This window comes from Sphaerisporangium corydalis, assembly GCF_025506355.1.
Lineage (GTDB): Bacteria > Actinomycetota > Actinomycetes > Streptosporangiales > Streptosporangiaceae > Sphaerisporangium > Sphaerisporangium corydalis.
This window is the reverse complement of sequence record NZ_JANZYP010000033.1, coordinates 53,882-69,868: the sequence shown is the minus strand read 5'-3', so window position 1 is coordinate 69,868 and position 15,987 is coordinate 53,882. Positions and strand designations below refer to the sequence as shown.

Genomic DNA, 15,987 nt, shown 5'->3' with positions numbered 1-15,987 from the left:
GTGGAGACGTCGGGTACGCACACTGGGCGGCGTGACCGCCCTGCTCATGACGGTCACGCTGGCCGGGTGGCCCGCACCGCCGCCGGCGTCGGCGGCGGACGCCGTACCGCTCAGCGTGACGATCACCAAGGTCGAGTGCATCGACCCCTGCCGCAACGAGGGGCTGGAGGACTCCGGCGAGAGCGCGCCGGACTTCTACGCCAAGATGACCATCAGCGGGTCCCCCACCTTCACCACACCGCGCGCGGCCGAGGATCAGGACTCGGTCACCCCGGAGGGCTGGACGACCACAGCGCAGGTCGACGGCGACGGCGACATCGGCGTGGGCCTGCAGATCTGGGACCAGGACTCCACGAGCCCGGACGACCTCGGCGACGCGAGCCCGAGGTCGGGCACCGGCAACCTCGAGTTCACGGTGAACATGCGGACCGGTGTCCCGAGCGGCGACCTCACGGCGCCGGAGGGATGCGTCGACGGCAACGGCGAGCCCGGGGGCGGGATCTTCGGCGACGACCCCAAGCCCGCGGTGCGCGTCTGCCTGGAGATCGGGCCCGACCGGGACAGGGACGGCCTGCTGGACGCGTGGGAGAAGAACGGGATCGACGTCGACGACGACGGCACCGTCGACCTCGCGCTCAACGCCCCGCCGTTCAGCGCCAACGTGAACCACAAGGACCTGTTCGTCGAGGCGGACTGGATGGACTGCACGGCCGCCGCCGGCTGCGCGAGCCCGCACTCCCACGCGCCCCAGGCGGGCGTGCTGAACGCGGTGACCACCGCGTTCGCCGGCGCGCCGGTGCCGAACCCGGACGGGGTCAACGGCATCACCCTGCACGCCATGCCGGGCGAGGCCATCCCCGAGATCGCGTCGATCCTGTTCAACCGCAGCGGCCCGGGCGCGGCCGACGACTTCGACGACATCAAGCTCGGCAACCCGCGGGCGGCGTGCGCCGGCCGCTTCGGCACCCCCGCCGACCGGGCCTCGTCCAACTGCGCGAACATCCTGCGGGCCAAGCGGGACGTCTTCCGGTACATGATCTTCGCCCACAGTTTCGCCGACAACGCGACATCCCCCACGTCCTCGGGGAGCTCCGAGCTCAACACCAAGGGCGGCAACGACTTCATCGTCACCCTGGGCGGGGTCAACCCCACCTATATCCCCTCCGGCGGCGGCCTCGCGGCCGTGGAGACCGGCACGTTCATGCACGAGCTCGGCCACACCCTCGGGCTCGGGCACGGCGGGCGCCGCGACGACGGCACCCTCGACGGGATCAACTGCAAGCCGAACTACCTCAGCGTGATGAGCTACACCTACCAGACGCTCGCCGGCGACCCGGCCCGCCCGCTCGACTACCAGGCCGTCCCCACGGGTGACCTGGTCGAGACCGGGCTCGACGAGACGGCCGTCCCCGGGCTCACCGGGGCGGGGAGCAGGCTCCTCACCTACGGTGTCGGCGGGGCGATCCGCACCGCGCGCGCGAACCAGCGGATCGACTGGAACGGCGACGGGAACTTCGTCAACGGGCAGCCGGCCGACATCAACAACCTCACCGCGATCGACAACGCCTGCGGCGCGTCCCCGGGCGAGACGCTCAAGGGCTGGTCGGACTGGGACCGCCTGGTCTACGACTTCAGGAACAGCACGCTGTTCGCCGACGGCGCCCACGGCACATCGCCGCGCGAGCTGACCGGCGAGGACCTGCTGCTGTTCAACCCGCCCGCCGACCTCGCCGTGACCAAGACCGTCGATAAGGCCGACGCGCGGGGCGGTGACACCCTGACCTACCGCGTCACCACGACGAACAAGGGCCCGGCCAAGGCCGTGGGCGTCTCGGTCACCGACACCCTGCCCGACGGGACCAGGGTCACCCGGACGCTGCCCGACCTGGCCAAGGACGGGACGGCGGCCGAGACCTTCACCTACGAGGTGCCCTGCGCCGCGGCCGACGGCGCCACGATCACCAACCGGGCGGCCACGACCGGCACCAACGAGCGCGGCGTCCCCGAGCCCGACACCCTGACCGGGAACAACGGCACGTCGGTGTCCACGACGGTCCACGCCCCGGTCATGACCCTCGACCAGACCGCCACGGCCTCGGCCGGCGCGGGCGAGGCGATCACCTACGGCCTCGCGTACCGCAACGCGGGCAGCGCCACGGCGGCCGGCGTCACGGTCACCCAGACGCTCCCGGCGCAGGTCTACTACAGCCAGGCCCTGGACACCGGCACCGGACCGAAGCCCACCGCCGTCACCCGTAATGCCGACGGCACGACCACACTGCGCTGGAACGTGGGCACGGTCGCGGCCGGCGCCGGCGCGACGATCACCTTCAGCGCCCGTCCCAGCCTGCTCATGGTGGGCGGCGCGACAGTGAGCGGGCCGGCGTCGCTGAGCTTCACCAGCGAGGGCGGGTGCGTGTTCGCCCCGGTAACCGACACGGCGGCCACCACGATCACCACGGTGGCGCCGAGCCGCGACCCGCGGCCCACCGCGATCTGGGCGACCTTCGCCAACCTGCGGACCCCCGAGGCGCTGGCCAGGACGCAGGCCACCGACACCCGGTTCGACGGGGCCGACGGCACGGCCCCGGACGGCAGGCTGTCGCTTCCCGAGTCCTCGGCCACCCTGCTGCTGCCGGTGCTCCAGCCGCGTACGCTGCGCGCCGAACTGCTGGCGACCTACCTCAACCTCGCGACCCGGCGGATCAACGCCGGCACCTCCGTCCGCACCGTGACCGCCACCCGGCTCGGCTTCGCCACCGTGGGAGACGCCGCGCGGTACGCGCAGGCCACCCTGGCCCTGCCCGCAGGAAGCAACCTCCTGCGCTACACCGACGCCACCCTGGCCCTCGTCGAGATCAACTCGGGCCTGGCCGAACGCTACTGACACCCCGGTCTCCGGCGGGCACCCCGCCCGCCGGAGACCCCCGGTGGCCTGTCGATGGTGGGCCCGCCGCCCGGTCGCCGCGAGAGGGGGTCGCGGCGCCTGCTGTTTCCGGGCAGCCGGTATGCTGCCGCGGACCATGCCGGGTGGCCGAAGGCTCCGGTATCCGATCGGGGCCAGGGGATCGCGTGGAACTTCCCGAAGAACTGCTCAAGCTGCTGCGCCAGGCGAGCACCTGCTACCTCGCCACCACCATGGCCGACGGCTCGCCGCAGGTCACCCAGACCTGGGCCGACACCGACGGCGAGCACGTGCTCGTCAACAGCGTGCTGACCCACGTGAAGACCAGGAACATCGAGCGGGACCCCCGCGTGGCCGTCGCCATCTCCCACCCCGACGACCCCTCGAGCTACTTCCAGGTGCGCGGCCGGGTGCGCGAGGTCGTCACCGACGGCGCGGCCGACCACATCGAGATGCTCGCCCAGCGGTACCTCGGCACCCCGTACCCCTGGTGGGGCGGCCGCGACCAGGTACGCGTGATCTTCGTCATCGAGCCCGAGAAGATCAGCGGCACGGGCTGAGGCCCCCGGCCCCGGGGACGGCCCGGCCTCGGGGACGCCGCCCGGTCACACCGCGCTGAAGCCGCCGTCCACGGTCAGCGTCGCGCCGTGGACGTTGGCGGCGTCGTCACTGGCCAGGAAGACCGCGGCGGCGGCGATCTCCTCGGGGGCGCTGGCCCGGCGGGAGGGCGCGCGGGCGAGGATCGGCTCCAGGTGCTCCTTGTAGCCCTTGACCTTCTCGGTCAGCGTGGGGCCGGGGGCCAGCGTGTTGACCCGCACACCGTACGGCCCGTACTCGGCCGACCAGGACTTCGTGAGCGAGTGCACCGCGGCCTTCGTCATGCTGTAGAGGGCCGAATGGGCCATGCCGACCAGGCCGTTGATCGACCCGAGGTTCACGACGGCCCCGCCGCCGCGTGCCGCCATCCTCGGCGCCAGCAGGCCGGTGAGCAGGAACATGGACTTCACGCTGGTGGCGAGCGCCGCGTCGATGGTGTCCTCGGGGACCTCGGCCGTCGGGGTCGGCGTCAGGAGCATCGCCGCGTTGTTGACCAGGATGTCGAGCCGGCCGCCGGCCGCCGCGAGCGCCGACGCGGCCAGCGCCTCGACGGCGTGGGCCCCTTTCGACAGGTCGGCGGCGACGAAGGCGGCCTGACCGCCCGCGCCGGCGATGGACCTGACGACCTCCTCGCCGCGCCCCGCGTCCCGGCCGCTGACGACGACGAACGCCCCCTCGGCCGCGAGCGCCCGTGCCACGGCGACGCCGATGCCGCCGGTCGATCCGGTGACCAGCGCGGTCCGGCCCTGGAGTCTTCCACTCATCACTTTCCCCGTCTCTTTTATGCTGTTCTAGCTGGTGAGTGCATTGTGAGCCGGAAGAAATGGACCCGCGAGTCCATAGTGTGCGAGGGTGGCGGCATGGGGAACGGACTCACGGCCAAGGGCCAGGCGACCCGGCGGCGCATCGTCGAGGGGGCCGCGCGGGAGATCCGCGAGAACGGCGTCGCCACCACCACGCTCGACGACATCCGCAGGCGGACCGCGACCAGCAAGAGCCAGCTCTTCCACTACTTCCCCGAGGGCAAGGAGCAGCTCCTGCTGGCGGTGGCCGAGCACGAGGCCGGCCGCGTCCTGTCCGACCAGCAACCGCACCTGGGCCGCCTGAACTCCTGGGACGACTGGCGGAAGTGGCGGGACGCGGTGGTCAGGCGCTACCGGCTGCAGGGGCAGAACTGCCCGCTCGGCGTCCTGACCTCACAGCTCGCCCGCACCACGCCGGGGGCGCAGGCGGTCTCCGGCCGGCTGCTGGACGAGTGGCAGGCGCAGATCCTCGCCGGGATCCGGCACATGCAGGTCCAGGGCCACATCTCCCCCGACGTGGACGCCGGGGAGGCGGCGGCGGCGCTGCTCGCCGGGATCCAGGGCGGGGTGTCCATCCTGCTGTCCACCGGCCGCCTCACCCACCTGGAGGCCACCCTGGACTTCGCCATCGCCCGCCTGAAGGCCTCGACCGCGACGAACGCCGCCTGACCGACCCGCCCACCCTCGCCCGCCCGACGTCCTCAGCCGACGCGAACCCCTGACCGGCGCCCCCCTGAAAGCCCGGCCGACGCGAGCGCCTCCGGCCGGTCACTCGCTCGCGGCGAGGCCGGAGTTCCACGCCCACGCGGCGATGCCGACCCGGTTGGCGGCACCGAGCTTGCGCTGGATGTTGGCGAGGTGCGTCTTGACCGTCCCGGGGCTGATGAACAGCTCGGCGGCGATCCCGGCGTTGGTACGCCCGTGCGCGACCAGCCGGGCGATCTCCCGCTCGCGGGAGGTCAGCGCCTCCCCGGCGGGCTCGGGCGCGGGCGCCCGCAGGTGGCGCAGCAGCCGTACGGTGACCTGGGGGCTGATCAGCGTGTCCCCGGCCATGGCGGCGCGGACCGCCTCGATCAGCAGCGTGGGGCCGGACCGCTTGAGCAGGAAGCCGCACGCGCCGTTGCGCAGCGCGGCGTGCACGTAGTCGTCGAGGTCGAACGTGGTCACCACGATCACCCGGGTCTCGGGAGCCAGCAGCCGGGTGACCTCCAGCCCGTCGAGCCTCGGCATGCGGATGTCGGCGAGCACCACATCGGGCCGCAGGAGCCGGGCGGCCTCCACGGCGGCCCGTCCGTCGGCCGCCTCGCCGACGACCGTCATGTCGGGCTGCGAGTCGAGGATGAGCCGGAAACCGATCCGCACGTCATCCTGGTCGTCGGCGATCAGGATCCGCGTGGTCACCGGGGGACCACCGCCGCCGCGACGAGGCGACCGCCGTCACCGTTCATCGGCGATCACCGCCGCCCGGGCGGCATGGCCGTCGTCACGGGTCATCGGGGGACCACCGCCGTGACGTGCCATCCGGCGTCGCCGGGGCCGGCCGTCAGGGAGCCGCCGGCGGCTCTGAGCAGCTCGTCCAGCCCGGCCAGTCCGAAGCCACCGCTCCGCCCCTCCCCGTCTCCCGGGGGATCCCCGGAGCCGGCGCGGCCGTCGTCGGTGACGCGGACGTGGACCGCCTTCGCGTCGGCGGTCAGCGCGATGTCGACGGTCGTCGCGCCGGGGGCGTGCCGCCGGACGTTCGTCAGGGCCTCGCTCACCACGCGGTGGACGGTGACGGAGGTCTCCCGCGACACGTCCTGCCGGAGATCGCCGCTGAGGTTCACCCGCACGGACGGCGAGAAACCGGCGGCGAGGGCGCGTAACGCCTCGATGCCGGGGGCGCCGGTCTCATCGGTCTCGCCGAGCATCTGGACGCTGCGGTCCAGCGAGGCCAGCGCCCGCCTGCCGCCCTCCTCGATGCGCCGCAGCGCGTCGGCCACGGCGGGCGGCAGCGGTTCCGGCGAGAACAGGGCCGCCTGGGCACGCACCAGCATCCCGCTGACGTCGTGGGCGACGAAGTCGTGCAGGTCACGGGCCAGGGCGAGCCGCTGGGACCGCTCGGCCCTCGCCACCGCCCGGCGCCGGCCGCCGTCCAGGAAGCGCAGGTACAGCCCGGCCCCGGCCGCCGCCACCGCGCCCAGCGACCAGCCCGCGCAGGCGCTCAGCACCAAGGCGGGCGGGCCGGGGAAGGTGACCCGCAGCAGGATCGTCGCGACGGCGCCCCCGGCGAGCCCGGCCCCTATCGCGGCCTCCCGGACGGGGGCGCGGCGCACCGCGAGCGTGACCAGCACCAGGAGCGGCGGCGCCTCCGCCAGCGGCCCCCACTCCGCGCCGGCCGGCGTCCCCGCCGGCAGGTGGGCGGCGGTGAACGCGAGCGAGACCGCTCCCCCCGCCATGGCGGCACGCGCCGCGCGAGCACGTGGCAGGAGCGAGACCGCTCCCCCGGCCATGGCGGCACGCGCGGGACGAGCACGTGGCAGGAAGGCCACTATCATCGCGCCGAGTGCCATCAGCACCCCGATGAGGTCCACGGCCCGACTCTAGGGCCGTTCCGGGGCGGTGCGGCGCACATGGTAGGCGAGGGTCGCGGCGGCCAGGGCGAGGCCCCACACGGGCCAGAGCAGCGACGGGGCCCAGGTGGCCCACATGTTCGCGGGCCCGAAGCCGTGGACGAAGCGCATCCGCCAGTACATCAGCCCGGCCGACAGCACGATGACCGAGACGATCGAGGCGGGGATCACGGCGAGCATCGGCGGCACCCGCCGCCCGGCCTTGAACCAGATCCACCTCGGGTACACCTCGCCCCACCGCTGGACGAGGCCGAGCGTGAGGACGGCGCCGCCGACGCCCATCGCGCTGAGGAACAGCCCGCCCCACTTCAGGCCCGACTCGTCGAGCCACTGCCAGAACTCCCGGGTGACGCCGAGGGGGACGCCCGCGGCCCAGGCGATCCGGCTGACGTCGTAGAAGGCGGGGATGGCGGCGGCCACGTACACGGCCCAGCGGCCCCAGCGCCGCGCCGCCTCGGGGGCCGCCCACCCGGGACGGGCGGGTCCGGTGAGGGTGCGGCGCCGGTAGGCGAGCGCCGTCAGCGCCCACAGCAGCCCGCCGATCACCAGGACGAACAGGTTGATCCGCGACCAGGGCACGATCTCGGCCAGGCTCTGCCCGCCGGGCACACCGGTGAACACCCAGACCAGCAGCAGCGGCGCGTAGGCCACCAGCATGAGCACCCGGCTGTCGGGGATCACGATGGCGAGCGCCGCGGCCGAGATCCACGCCCAGCCGAGCAGGATCGGCCGGACCCGGCCGCTTCCCGCGCCTCTGGCCATCGCGACGCCGGCCACCGCGCCCACCAGGCCGAGCACGGCGATCACCGGCGCGGCGGTCTGCGGTCGTATCTCACCGAGCACCGACAGGCCGGGTTCCCAGTTGGGGTCGGCGCGGCCGAAGGGGAAGCCGCCGCCGCCGAGTGCCCAGTACAGGCCGAGCGCCCCGTAGGCCAGCGACCACACGGCGGCCGCGTATCCGGCCCATCGAGTCCAGTTCCTCATCATGGCTCCACCCTCGCCCCGGGGTGGCGGGCCGGCCTATCGGCCGTCCGGCGGATCCGGTGCCGTACCGAGCCTGTCCATCCGCCGTTCGGGAGAGATTCCGCCGCCCGGGAGAGACTCCGCCGTCGAGGAGGGGCATCCGCCGTCCGGGAGAGGAGAGGGAGTCCGGTTCATTGACGGGATTACCCACTTTTCCTACTATGTAAGTAGGTATTGAGTGTCGACGCGTAGCCCCGGCTGGTCGACCGGCAACCCTCGCACCGCGCAGGGTGCCCCGGGGAAACCTGGCGGCGAGGAGATCCTCGCCGCAAGCGCGGGGCCCGTCCGGGCTCCTGGTCGTGAGGTCGCGGAAACGCACCTGACGGAAAGGCGAACCCTTGAACCCCCTCCGCAAATCCCGCCTGGCGGGGCTGGCCCTCCTCCCCCTCGCCGCCCTGACCGCCTGCGGCGGCACCCCCGCCACGACCGGCACGCCGTCCGGCGCCCCGGCCAAGGGCGGGACGCTCGTCTTCGGCGTCAACACCGAGCCGCTGAACCTCGACCCGCACGCCAGCCCGCAGGACGTGACCGGCCTGTTCACCCGCCCGGCGCTCGACTCGCTGGTCTCGCTCGACGACAAGGGCGAGATCCACCCCTGGCTGGCCACCTCCTGGAAGATCTCACCGGGCGGGAAGACCTACACCTTCAAGCTGCGCGAGGACGTGAGGTTCACCGACGGGACCGTCTTCGACGGCGCCGCGGTGAAGGCCAACCTCGACCACATCGTCGACCCCAAGACCAGGTCACAGCTCGCCGCCGCCGCGTTCGGCCCCTACACCGGCACCAAGGTCGTGGACGCCCACACCGTCGAGGTGTCCTTCGCCAAGCCGTACTCCCCGTTCCTCGCGGCGCTGGCCACCGCGTACTTCGGGATCCAGTCCCCCAAATCGCTCGCCCAGGGCGCCGAGGCGCTCGCCAAGAAGGTCGTCGGGACCGGGCCGTTCATCATCGACGCCTTCACCCCGCACCAGGGCATCACCTACCACCGCAACCCCGCCTACAACTGGGCCCCGCAGGGCGCCAAGCACACCGGGCCCGCCTACCTGGAGAAGCTCCAGTTCAAGGTCCTCATCGAGGACTCGGTCCGGCTCGGGGCGCTGACCAGCGGGCAGATCGACGCCATCGCGAGCGTCCCGCCGGTGAGCGTCAAGCGGGTCGAGGCCGACCCCAAGCTCGCCATCACCCGGCGGCAGGCCCCGGGCGGCAACTACAACTACTTCCCCAACACCGCCAAGGGCGTGTTCACCGACCCCAAGGTCCGGCAGGCCTTCCGGGACGGCATCGACTTCGCCACCATCGTCGGCAAGCTGTACTTCGGCTCGTTCGCCCCCGCTTCCAGCCCCATCTCCCCGGTCACGCCCGGGTACGACAAGTCCACCGAGACCCAGTGGAAGTACGACGCCGCGGAGTCGGGGAGACTGCTCGACGAGGCGGGCTGGACCGGCCGCGACGCCGAGGGCTACCGCACCAAGGACGGCAGGCGCCTGACGGTCCACTGGCCGTTCCTGAAGGCGCTCGCCAGGGAACAGCGCGGCACCCTCGCCGAACAGGTGCAGGCCGAGGCCAAGAAGATCGGCTTCGAGGTGCACTTCGACGACGTCACCGCCAACGACTTCGCCCCCAAGGCCATCTCCGGCGACTACGACCTGGTCGACTTCAGCTGGCAGCGCGCCGACGGCGACGCCCTGCGCAACCTGTTCGCCGTCTCCACCATCCCGAGCCCCACGCTGTTCGGGCAGAACCTGGCCCGCTACCGCGACACCGAGGTGGACGGGTGGCTCGGCGACGCCCTGGCCACCACCGACCTGACCAAGCGCGCGGGGCTGTACGCCGAGGTCCAGCGGAAGGTCATCGACGACGCCGCGATCTTCCCCGTGTACGTCTTCACCTACCTGCTCGGCACGAACAGGTCGGCGCACGACATCGGCTGGGAGCCGCAGGCGTACCCGACCTTCTACGACGCATGGGTCGCGAAGGCATGAGCGGACCGCGACGCCGGACCGGCCGGCTGGTCCTGACCCGCGTCGGCACGTCGGTGCTGGTGCTGTGGGGCGCGGTGACGGTCTCCTTCACCGCCCTGCACCTCACGCCGGGGAACGTGGCCGACGTGCTCATCGGCAGCTCAACGGTGACCCCGGAGGTCCGCGCCCAGATCATCGCCGACTACGGGCTCGACCGGCCGCTCCTGACGCAGTACGCGACCTACCTCGGCCGCGTCCTGCGCGGCGACCTCGGGCAGTCGTACCAGTTGCACGAATCGGTCGCGGCGGCGATCGGCGCGCAGCTCGGGGCCTCGGTCCAGCTCACGCTGAGCGCCCTGGTCCTCGCGGTCGTGGCGTCGACCACGCTGGCGCTGCTCACGGCCAGGCGGGCACGCTGGATCCGGGGACTGTCCTCCGGCCTGGAGCTGGTCGGGGTGTCCATCCCCACGTTCTGGACGGCCATCCTGCTGCTGACCGTCTTCTCCTTCCAGCTCGGCTGGTTCCCCGCGGCCGGCGGCGAAGGTTTCGCCGGGCTGGTCCTGCCGGTGATCGCCGTCGCCCTCCCGGTCACGACCATGCTCACCCAGATGATGCGGGAGAGCCTGGAACTGGTGCTGGACGAGCCCTTCGTCCTGACGGCCCGCGCGCGGGGGATGCCGGACCTCGGCGTCCGGCTGCGGCACGCGCTCAGGCACACCCTGGTACCGGCGGTGACACTGATCGGCTGGATCGTGGGGCTGCTGCTCGGCAGCATGGTCCCGGTCGAGCAGATCTTCTCCCGGCAGGGCATCGGGCAGCTCACGCTGGGCGCGGTGACCGGAAAGGACCTGCCGGTGGTGATGGGCGTCGTCCTGGTCACCGCCGTGCTGTACGTCGTCGTCAACATCCTGGTCGACCTGCTGTACCTGGTCATCGACCCCCGGCTGCGAGGTGCCCGATGACCTCCGCCGCCGACGCGTCCCCCCTCGGAGGCGCCCCGGTGACCACCGCCGTCATCGCGATCGGGACGGGACGCCCCCGCCGGATCCCCCGGCCGGGAGTGTGGGCCGCGGCGCTGTTCCTCGCCCTGGTCGCCCTCGCGGCGGTCGCGCCCGGCCTCGTCGCGTCCGGCACCCCCGACGCGGCGGACGCGGCGGACGCGCTTCAGGCCCCCGGTGCCGCGCACCTGCTCGGCACCGACGCCAACGGGCGCGACCTGTTCGCCCGCATCGTGTTCGGTGCGGCGCCCTCGCTGCTGTCCGGCCTCGGCGCCACCGCCGTGGCGGTCACGGCGGGCACCGCGCTGGGCCTGCTGGCCGCGCTCGGCGGGCGGGTGCTGGACCAGGTCGTCATGCGCCTGGTCGAGGTGCTGCTGGCACTGCCCACCCTGCTGCTCGCGCTCCTGGTGATCACCGTCACCGGGCCGGGCACCGCCAACGTGATCCTCGCCATCGCGCTCTACACCGCGCCCGGCTACGCCCGCCTGGTCCGCGCCCAGACGATGGTGATCCGGCGCACCGGCTACGTGGAGGCCGCCACCTCCCTGGGACTGACCCGGGGGCGGATCATCGCGCGGCACGTCCTGCCCAACGCGTTCGCGCCGCTGCTCGTGCTCGCGACCATCGAGGTCGGGACGGCCCTGGTGGCCGCGGCCTCCCTCAGCTACCTCGGGCTCGGCCCGCAGCCGCCCGCGCCGGAGTGGGGCGCGATGCTCTCCGGCGGGCGCGACTACTTCTCGGTGGCGTGGTGGATCGCGGTGTTCCCCGGCGTGGCGATCACGCTCACCGTGCTGTCGATCACCGTCGTCGGCCGGCACCTTCGACGCCTGGTGGAAGGGAGGACCTCGTGACCGAACCGGCCGTGGCGGGCCTGGTGACCGGATCGGCGGCGGATCCCGAGACCGAGCCGATCGTGGAGGTCACCGACCTGCACGTCTCCTTCGGGGAGATCCACGCCGTCCGGGGGGTGTCGTTCGCCGTGCGCCCCGGGGAGTGCGTGGCCATCGTGGGCGAGTCCGGGTCGGGCAAGAGCGTCACCGCGCGCACCCTGCTCGGGCTGACCGGGGACGACGCCCGGGTCCGCGCCGGGTCGTTCCGCGTCGAGGGCGCCGACGCGTCCGCGTTCGGGGAACGGCGCTGGCGGTCGGTACGGGGGCGGCGGATCGGCTTCGTCCTGCAGGACGCGCTGGTCTCGCTGGACGCGCTGCGCCCCGTCGGCAAGGAGGTCGCCGAGGCACTGCGGCTGCACCGCCCGGTCCCCCGCGGCGCCGTCGCCGGGCGCGTGGTCGAGCTGCTGCGCGAGGTGGGGGTGCCCGAGCCCGAGCTGCGCGCCCGGCAGTACCCGCACGAGCTGTCCGGCGGGCTGCGCCAGCGCGCGCTGATCGCCTCGGCCATCGCCTGCCACCCTCGGCTGCTCATCGCCGACGAGCCGACGACCGCGCTGGACGTCACGGTGCAGGCGCAGATCCTGCGGCTGCTGGCCGAGCGCAAACGGACCGGCACCGCGCTGCTGCTGATCAGCCACGACCTCGCGGTGGTGGCCGAGCTGGCCGACCGGGTCCTGGTCATGAAGGACGGCGTGGTGGTCGAGGACGGCCCGGCGGAGCGGGTGCTGCGCGAACCGGACCACCCGTACACGCGGCGGCTGCTGGCCGCCGTGCCGATGGAGCACGCCAAGGGCACCCGCCTTTCGGTCGCCGAGGGCGAACCGCCCCGGACGATCACGCCCCCGGTGCCCGGCGAGATCGTGATCGAGGCGCGGGACCTGGTCAAGGCGTTCCACGGGCGGCCCGCCGTCGACGGCGTCTCGTTCGAACTGCGGGCCGGGGAGACGCTCGGCGTCGTCGGCGAGTCCGGGTCGGGCAAGACCACGACGGCGCGCCTCGTCCTCGGCCTGCTCGCGCCGGACGCCGGCTCCGTCGAGATCGACGGCCGCCCGTGGGCGGGGCTGACGGCGGGGGAACGGCGGGAGCTCCGCCGCCACATCCAGGTCGTGTACCAGGACCCGCTGAGCTCCTTCGACCCCCGGTTCACCGTGCGCCGCGTCTTGGACGAGGCGCTCGGCGTCGGCGGCGAGCCGCGTGCGACCAGACGGGACCGGGCGGTGGAGCTGCTGGAACAGGTCGGCCTCGACGCCTCGGTGCTGGACCGGCGCCCGCTGCGGCTGTCCGGCGGCCAGCGCCAGCGGGTCGCGATCGCCCGCGCGCTCGCCCCCCGCCCGCGCGTGATCGTCTGCGACGAGCCGGTCTCCGCGCTGGACGTCTCCATCCAGGCCCAGGTGCTGGACCTGCTCGCCGACCTGCAATCCGAGCTCGGCATCGCGTATCTGTTCATCTCCCACCACCTCGGTGTGGTGCACCACGTCAGCGACCGCGTCCTTGTGATGAAGGACGGGCGGGCGGTCGAGTACGGCGACGTCCGGCAGGTCTTCACCGAACCCAGGGCCGCCTACACACGCGAGCTCCTGGCCGCCATCCCCCGCCTGGACGCCGTCTCCACCGGACTTCCCACAAGGAGGGCCTCATGACCAAGCAGATCCACCTCGCCGCGCACTTCCCCGGCGTCAACAACACCACCGTCTGGTCCGACCCCCGCTCGGGGAGCCAGATCGACTTCGAGTCGTTCCGGCACCTGGCCCAGACCGCCGAACGCGGCAAGTTCGACTTCTTCTTCCTGGCCGAAGGGTTGCGGCTGCGGGAGATGAAGGGCCGCATCCACGACCTGGACGTCGTGGGCCGCCCCGAGTCGCTCACCGTCCTTTCGGCCCTGTCCGCCGTCACCACGCGGCTCGGCCTGGCCGCGACCGTCAACTCCACCTTCAACGAGCCGTACGAGGTGGCGCGCCGGCTGGCCTCGCTGGACCACCTCAGCGGCGGCCGGGCCGCGTGGAACGTCGTGACCAGCTACGACGCGTTCACCGGTGAGAACTTCCGGCGCGGCGGCTTCCTGGCCGAGGAGGACCGGTACACCAGGGCCGCCGAGTTCCTGCAGACCGTGCGCGAGCTGTGGGACTCCTGGGCGCCGGACGCGGTGGCCGCCGACGCCGCCACCGGCGCGTTCGTCCGGCCGGGCGGCATCACGCCGTTCCGGCACCAGGGGCGGCACTTCGACATCTCCGGCGCCTTCAACGTGCCGCGCGGCCCGCAGGGACACCCGGTGATCATCCAGGCGGGTGACTCCGACGAGGGCCGCGAGTTCGCCGCGTCGGCCGCCGACGTCATCTTCAGCCGGCACAGCAAGCTGGAGGAGGGCCGCGCCTTCTACCGCGACGTCAAGCGGCGCCTCGCCGCGTACGGCAGGCGGGACGAGGACCTGAAGATCCTTCCGGCGGTGACGTACGTGCTGGGCGACACCGAGGCGGAGGCGGCCGAGCGGGCCGCCGAGATCCGGCGCGCACAGGTGAGCCCGCAGACGGCGATCGCGTTCGTCGAGGGCGTGTGGGGCAGGGACCTGTCCGGCCACGACCCCGACGGCCCGCTCCCCGACCTCGAACCGGAGCTGGAGGAGGGCGTGTCCAAGGGCCGCGCGCAGTTCCGCGGCGACCGTGGCGCGGTCGCGGCGAAGTGGCGGGCGCTGGCGGAGGAGAAGAACCTGTCCATCCGCGAGCTCGTCATCGAGGTCGCCGCGCCGCAGACCTTCATCGGGACCCCGGTGTCGGTGGCCGCCGAGATCGACAGGTTCGTGCAGACCGACGCCGCCGACGGCTTCATCTTCGTCCCCCACCTCACCCCCGGCGGGCTGGACGACCTGGTGGACAAGGTCGTCCCGATCCTGCAGGAGAAGGGCGTCTTCCGCGCCGACTACACCGGGCCGACCCTCCGCGACCACCTCGGCCTCGCTCCTCGTCCCGGCCCTTCCGGCCTCGCACCCCACCCGAAGGAGACGTCATGACACTCCACCTGGCCGTCGCGCTCGACGGCGCCGGATGGCACCCCGCGGCGTGGCGGGCGAAGGGCGCGCGGCCGGACCGGCTGTTCACCGCCGCGTACTGGGCCGAGCTGGTGATCGAGGCCGAGCGCGGGCTGCTGGACTTCGTCACCTTCGAGGACTCGCTGGGCCTGCAGTCCTCCCGGTTCGAGGGGCCGGACGACCGGCTCGACCAAGTGCGCGGCCGGCTGGACGCGGTCCTGCTCGCCGCGAGCCTGGCCCCGCTGACCTCGCACATCGGCCTGGTGCCAACGACCAGCACCACCCACAGCGAGCCGTTCCACATCGCGATCGGCATCGCGTCGCTCGACCACGTCAGCCGGGGCAGGGCCGGGTGGCGTCCCCGGGTGTCGCCCCGCCCCGACGAGGCCGCCCACTTCGGCCGCCGGGAGTTCCCGCCCCTCGACCTGTCCGATCCCATCGTCACCAGGCACGTGCGCGACCTGTTCGGCGAGGCCGCCGACGCGGTGGAGGTGGTCCGCCGGCTGTGGGACAGCTGGGACGACGACGCCGAGATCCGCGACGTCGCGACCGGCCGGTTCGTCGACCGCGACCGCCTGCACTACGTCGACTTCCAGGGCGAGTGGTTCGACGTCAAGGGCCCGTCGATCACCCCGCGCCCCCCGCAGGGGCAGCCGCTGGTGACGTCGCTGGCCCATGACACGCTGCCGTACGAGTTCGCGGCCCAGGGTTCCGACGTCGTGTACGTCACCCCGCGCGACCGTGCCGAGGCCGAGGCGATCACCGGCCGGGTGCGGGCCGCCGAGGACGCCGTGGGCCGCTCGGAACCGCCGCTGCATGTCTTCGCCGACCTGGTGGTCTTCCTCGGCGACGACGCCGCCGACCGCAAGGCGCGCCTGGACGAGCTCGACGGGGGCGCGCTCGCCTCGGACGCGCTCGTCTTCACCGGCACCCCGGAGCGGCTCGCGGACCTGCTGCTCGACTGGCGGGCCGCCGGCCTGTCGGGGTACCGGCTCCGCCCCGGCACGCTCCCGCACGACCTCACCGCGATCACCCGGGGGCTGGTGCCCGCCCTCCAGGCCAGGGGCGCGTTCCGCGGCGCGTACGAGACCACGGTCCTGCGCGAGAGGCTGGGCCTGCCCCGCCCGGCCGGCCGCTACCAGAAGGCGTCATGACCACGGCCGCATCACCTAGGAGGAGTCC

General features: G+C 73.3%; 13 protein-coding genes and 1 riboswitch. Of the genes, 9 read left to right on the top strand and 4 right to left on the bottom strand.

Features of this window, described 5'->3' with window-relative positions; translation table 11 throughout:
• Window positions 1-31 precede the first annotated feature (31 nt).
• Entirely contained in the window at window positions 32-2,887 is a 2,856-nt protein-coding gene (locus NYZ98_RS22455; protein ID WP_262844830.1) for a DUF7507 domain-containing protein, read from the top strand.
• Between the two features lie 185 nt (window positions 2,888-3,072).
• Window positions 3,073-3,465: a TIGR03618 family F420-dependent PPOX class oxidoreductase gene (locus NYZ98_RS22450; RefSeq protein ID WP_262844829.1), complete on the top strand. Its 393-nt coding sequence runs from the start codon at window positions 3,073-3,075 to the stop codon at window positions 3,463-3,465.
• A gap of 45 nt (window positions 3,466-3,510) precedes the next feature.
• Here the strand turns inward: NYZ98_RS22450 and NYZ98_RS22445 are convergent, their stop codons facing one another.
• Window positions 3,511-4,266 carry an SDR family NAD(P)-dependent oxidoreductase gene (locus NYZ98_RS22445; protein WP_262844828.1) on the bottom strand — a complete coding sequence of 252 codons (756 nt, stop codon included), beginning with the start codon at window positions 4,264-4,266 and terminating at the stop codon, window positions 3,511-3,513.
• Window positions 4,267-4,362: 96 nt separating this feature from the next.
• On the opposite strand from NYZ98_RS22445, the gene NYZ98_RS22440 reads away from it, so the two are divergent.
• Entirely contained in the window at window positions 4,363-4,974 is a 612-nt protein-coding gene (locus tag NYZ98_RS22440) for a TetR/AcrR family transcriptional regulator (protein ID WP_262844827.1), read from the top strand.
• Window positions 4,975-5,073: 99 nt separating this feature from the next.
• Here NYZ98_RS22440 and NYZ98_RS22435 read toward each other — a convergent pair whose 3' ends face one another.
• The 3 genes from NYZ98_RS22435 to NYZ98_RS22425 all read right to left on the bottom strand — a co-directional run bounded on the left by NYZ98_RS22435 (window position 5,074) and on the right by NYZ98_RS22425 (window position 7,898).
• Entirely contained in the window at window positions 5,074-5,706 is a 633-nt protein-coding gene (locus NYZ98_RS22435) for a response regulator (RefSeq protein ID WP_262844826.1), read from the bottom strand.
• An 89-nt stretch (window positions 5,707-5,795) separates the two neighbouring features.
• Window positions 5,796-6,875, bottom strand: coding sequence for a sensor histidine kinase (locus NYZ98_RS22430; protein ID WP_262844825.1), 1,080 nt, complete (start codon window positions 6,873-6,875; stop codon window positions 5,796-5,798).
• Between the two features lie 9 nt (window positions 6,876-6,884).
• Window positions 6,885-7,898, bottom strand: a complete 1,014-nt coding sequence (locus NYZ98_RS22425; RefSeq protein WP_262844824.1) for a serine/threonine-protein kinase — start codon at window positions 7,896-7,898, stop codon at window positions 6,885-6,887.
• 209 nt (window positions 7,899-8,107) lie between these two features.
• Window positions 8,108-8,218, top strand: a riboswitch (SAM riboswitch).
• Between the two features lie 57 nt (window positions 8,219-8,275).
• Here NYZ98_RS22425 and NYZ98_RS22420 point away from each other — a divergent pair.
• From NYZ98_RS22420 to NYZ98_RS22395, 6 genes are read left to right on the top strand one after another with little or no spacing between them, the layout of a single operon-like run.
• Window positions 8,276-9,919, top strand: coding sequence for an ABC transporter substrate-binding protein (locus tag NYZ98_RS22420; RefSeq protein WP_262844823.1), 1,644 nt, complete (start codon window positions 8,276-8,278; stop codon window positions 9,917-9,919).
• The gene (locus NYZ98_RS22415; protein WP_262844822.1) at window positions 9,916-10,860 is read left to right on the top strand and encodes an ABC transporter permease; all 945 of its coding nucleotides are present in this window, start codon (window positions 9,916-9,918) and stop codon (window positions 10,858-10,860) included. The genes NYZ98_RS22420 and NYZ98_RS22415 overlap by 4 nt, the downstream gene beginning before the upstream one ends.
• The gene (locus NYZ98_RS22410; RefSeq protein ID WP_262844821.1) at window positions 10,857-11,747 is read left to right on the top strand and encodes an ABC transporter permease; all 891 of its coding nucleotides are present in this window, start codon (window positions 10,857-10,859) and stop codon (window positions 11,745-11,747) included. Before NYZ98_RS22415 ends, NYZ98_RS22410 begins: the two co-directional genes overlap by 4 nt.
• On the top strand, window positions 11,744-13,423 hold the full coding sequence (locus NYZ98_RS22405) for a dipeptide ABC transporter ATP-binding protein (RefSeq protein ID WP_262844820.1): 1,680 nt from the start codon (window positions 11,744-11,746) through the stop codon (window positions 13,421-13,423). Before NYZ98_RS22410 ends, NYZ98_RS22405 begins: the two co-directional genes overlap by 4 nt.
• Window positions 13,420-14,787: an NtaA/DmoA family FMN-dependent monooxygenase gene (locus NYZ98_RS22400; RefSeq protein WP_262844819.1), complete on the top strand. Its 1,368-nt coding sequence runs from the start codon at window positions 13,420-13,422 to the stop codon at window positions 14,785-14,787. Before NYZ98_RS22405 ends, NYZ98_RS22400 begins: the two co-directional genes overlap by 4 nt.
• The gene (locus tag NYZ98_RS22395) at window positions 14,784-15,959 is read left to right on the top strand and encodes an LLM class flavin-dependent oxidoreductase (protein ID WP_262844818.1); all 1,176 of its coding nucleotides are present in this window, start codon (window positions 14,784-14,786) and stop codon (window positions 15,957-15,959) included. Before NYZ98_RS22400 ends, NYZ98_RS22395 begins: the two co-directional genes overlap by 4 nt.
• Window positions 15,960-15,987 lie beyond the last annotated feature (28 nt).

What these genes read in the sequence shown, in the direction of transcription:
- NYZ98_RS22425 (WP_262844824.1), bottom strand. Translation starts at nt 7,898, where the DNA reads ATGAGGAACTGGACTCGATGGGCCGGATACGCGGCCGCCGTGTGGTCG.
- NYZ98_RS22445 (WP_262844828.1), bottom strand. Translation starts at nt 4,266, where the DNA reads ATGAGTGGAAGACTCCAGGGCCGGACCGCGCTGGTCACCGGATCGACC.
- NYZ98_RS22395 (WP_262844818.1), top strand. Translation starts at nt 14,784, where the DNA reads ATGACACTCCACCTGGCCGTCGCGCTCGACGGCGCCGGATGGCACCCC.
- NYZ98_RS22415 (WP_262844822.1), top strand. Translation starts at nt 9,916, where the DNA reads ATGAGCGGACCGCGACGCCGGACCGGCCGGCTGGTCCTGACCCGCGTC.
- NYZ98_RS22410 (WP_262844821.1), top strand. Translation starts at nt 10,857, where the DNA reads ATGACCTCCGCCGCCGACGCGTCCCCCCTCGGAGGCGCCCCGGTGACC.
- NYZ98_RS22400 (WP_262844819.1), top strand. Translation starts at nt 13,420, where the DNA reads ATGACCAAGCAGATCCACCTCGCCGCGCACTTCCCCGGCGTCAACAAC.
- NYZ98_RS22440 (WP_262844827.1), top strand. Translation starts at nt 4,363, where the DNA reads ATGGGGAACGGACTCACGGCCAAGGGCCAGGCGACCCGGCGGCGCATC.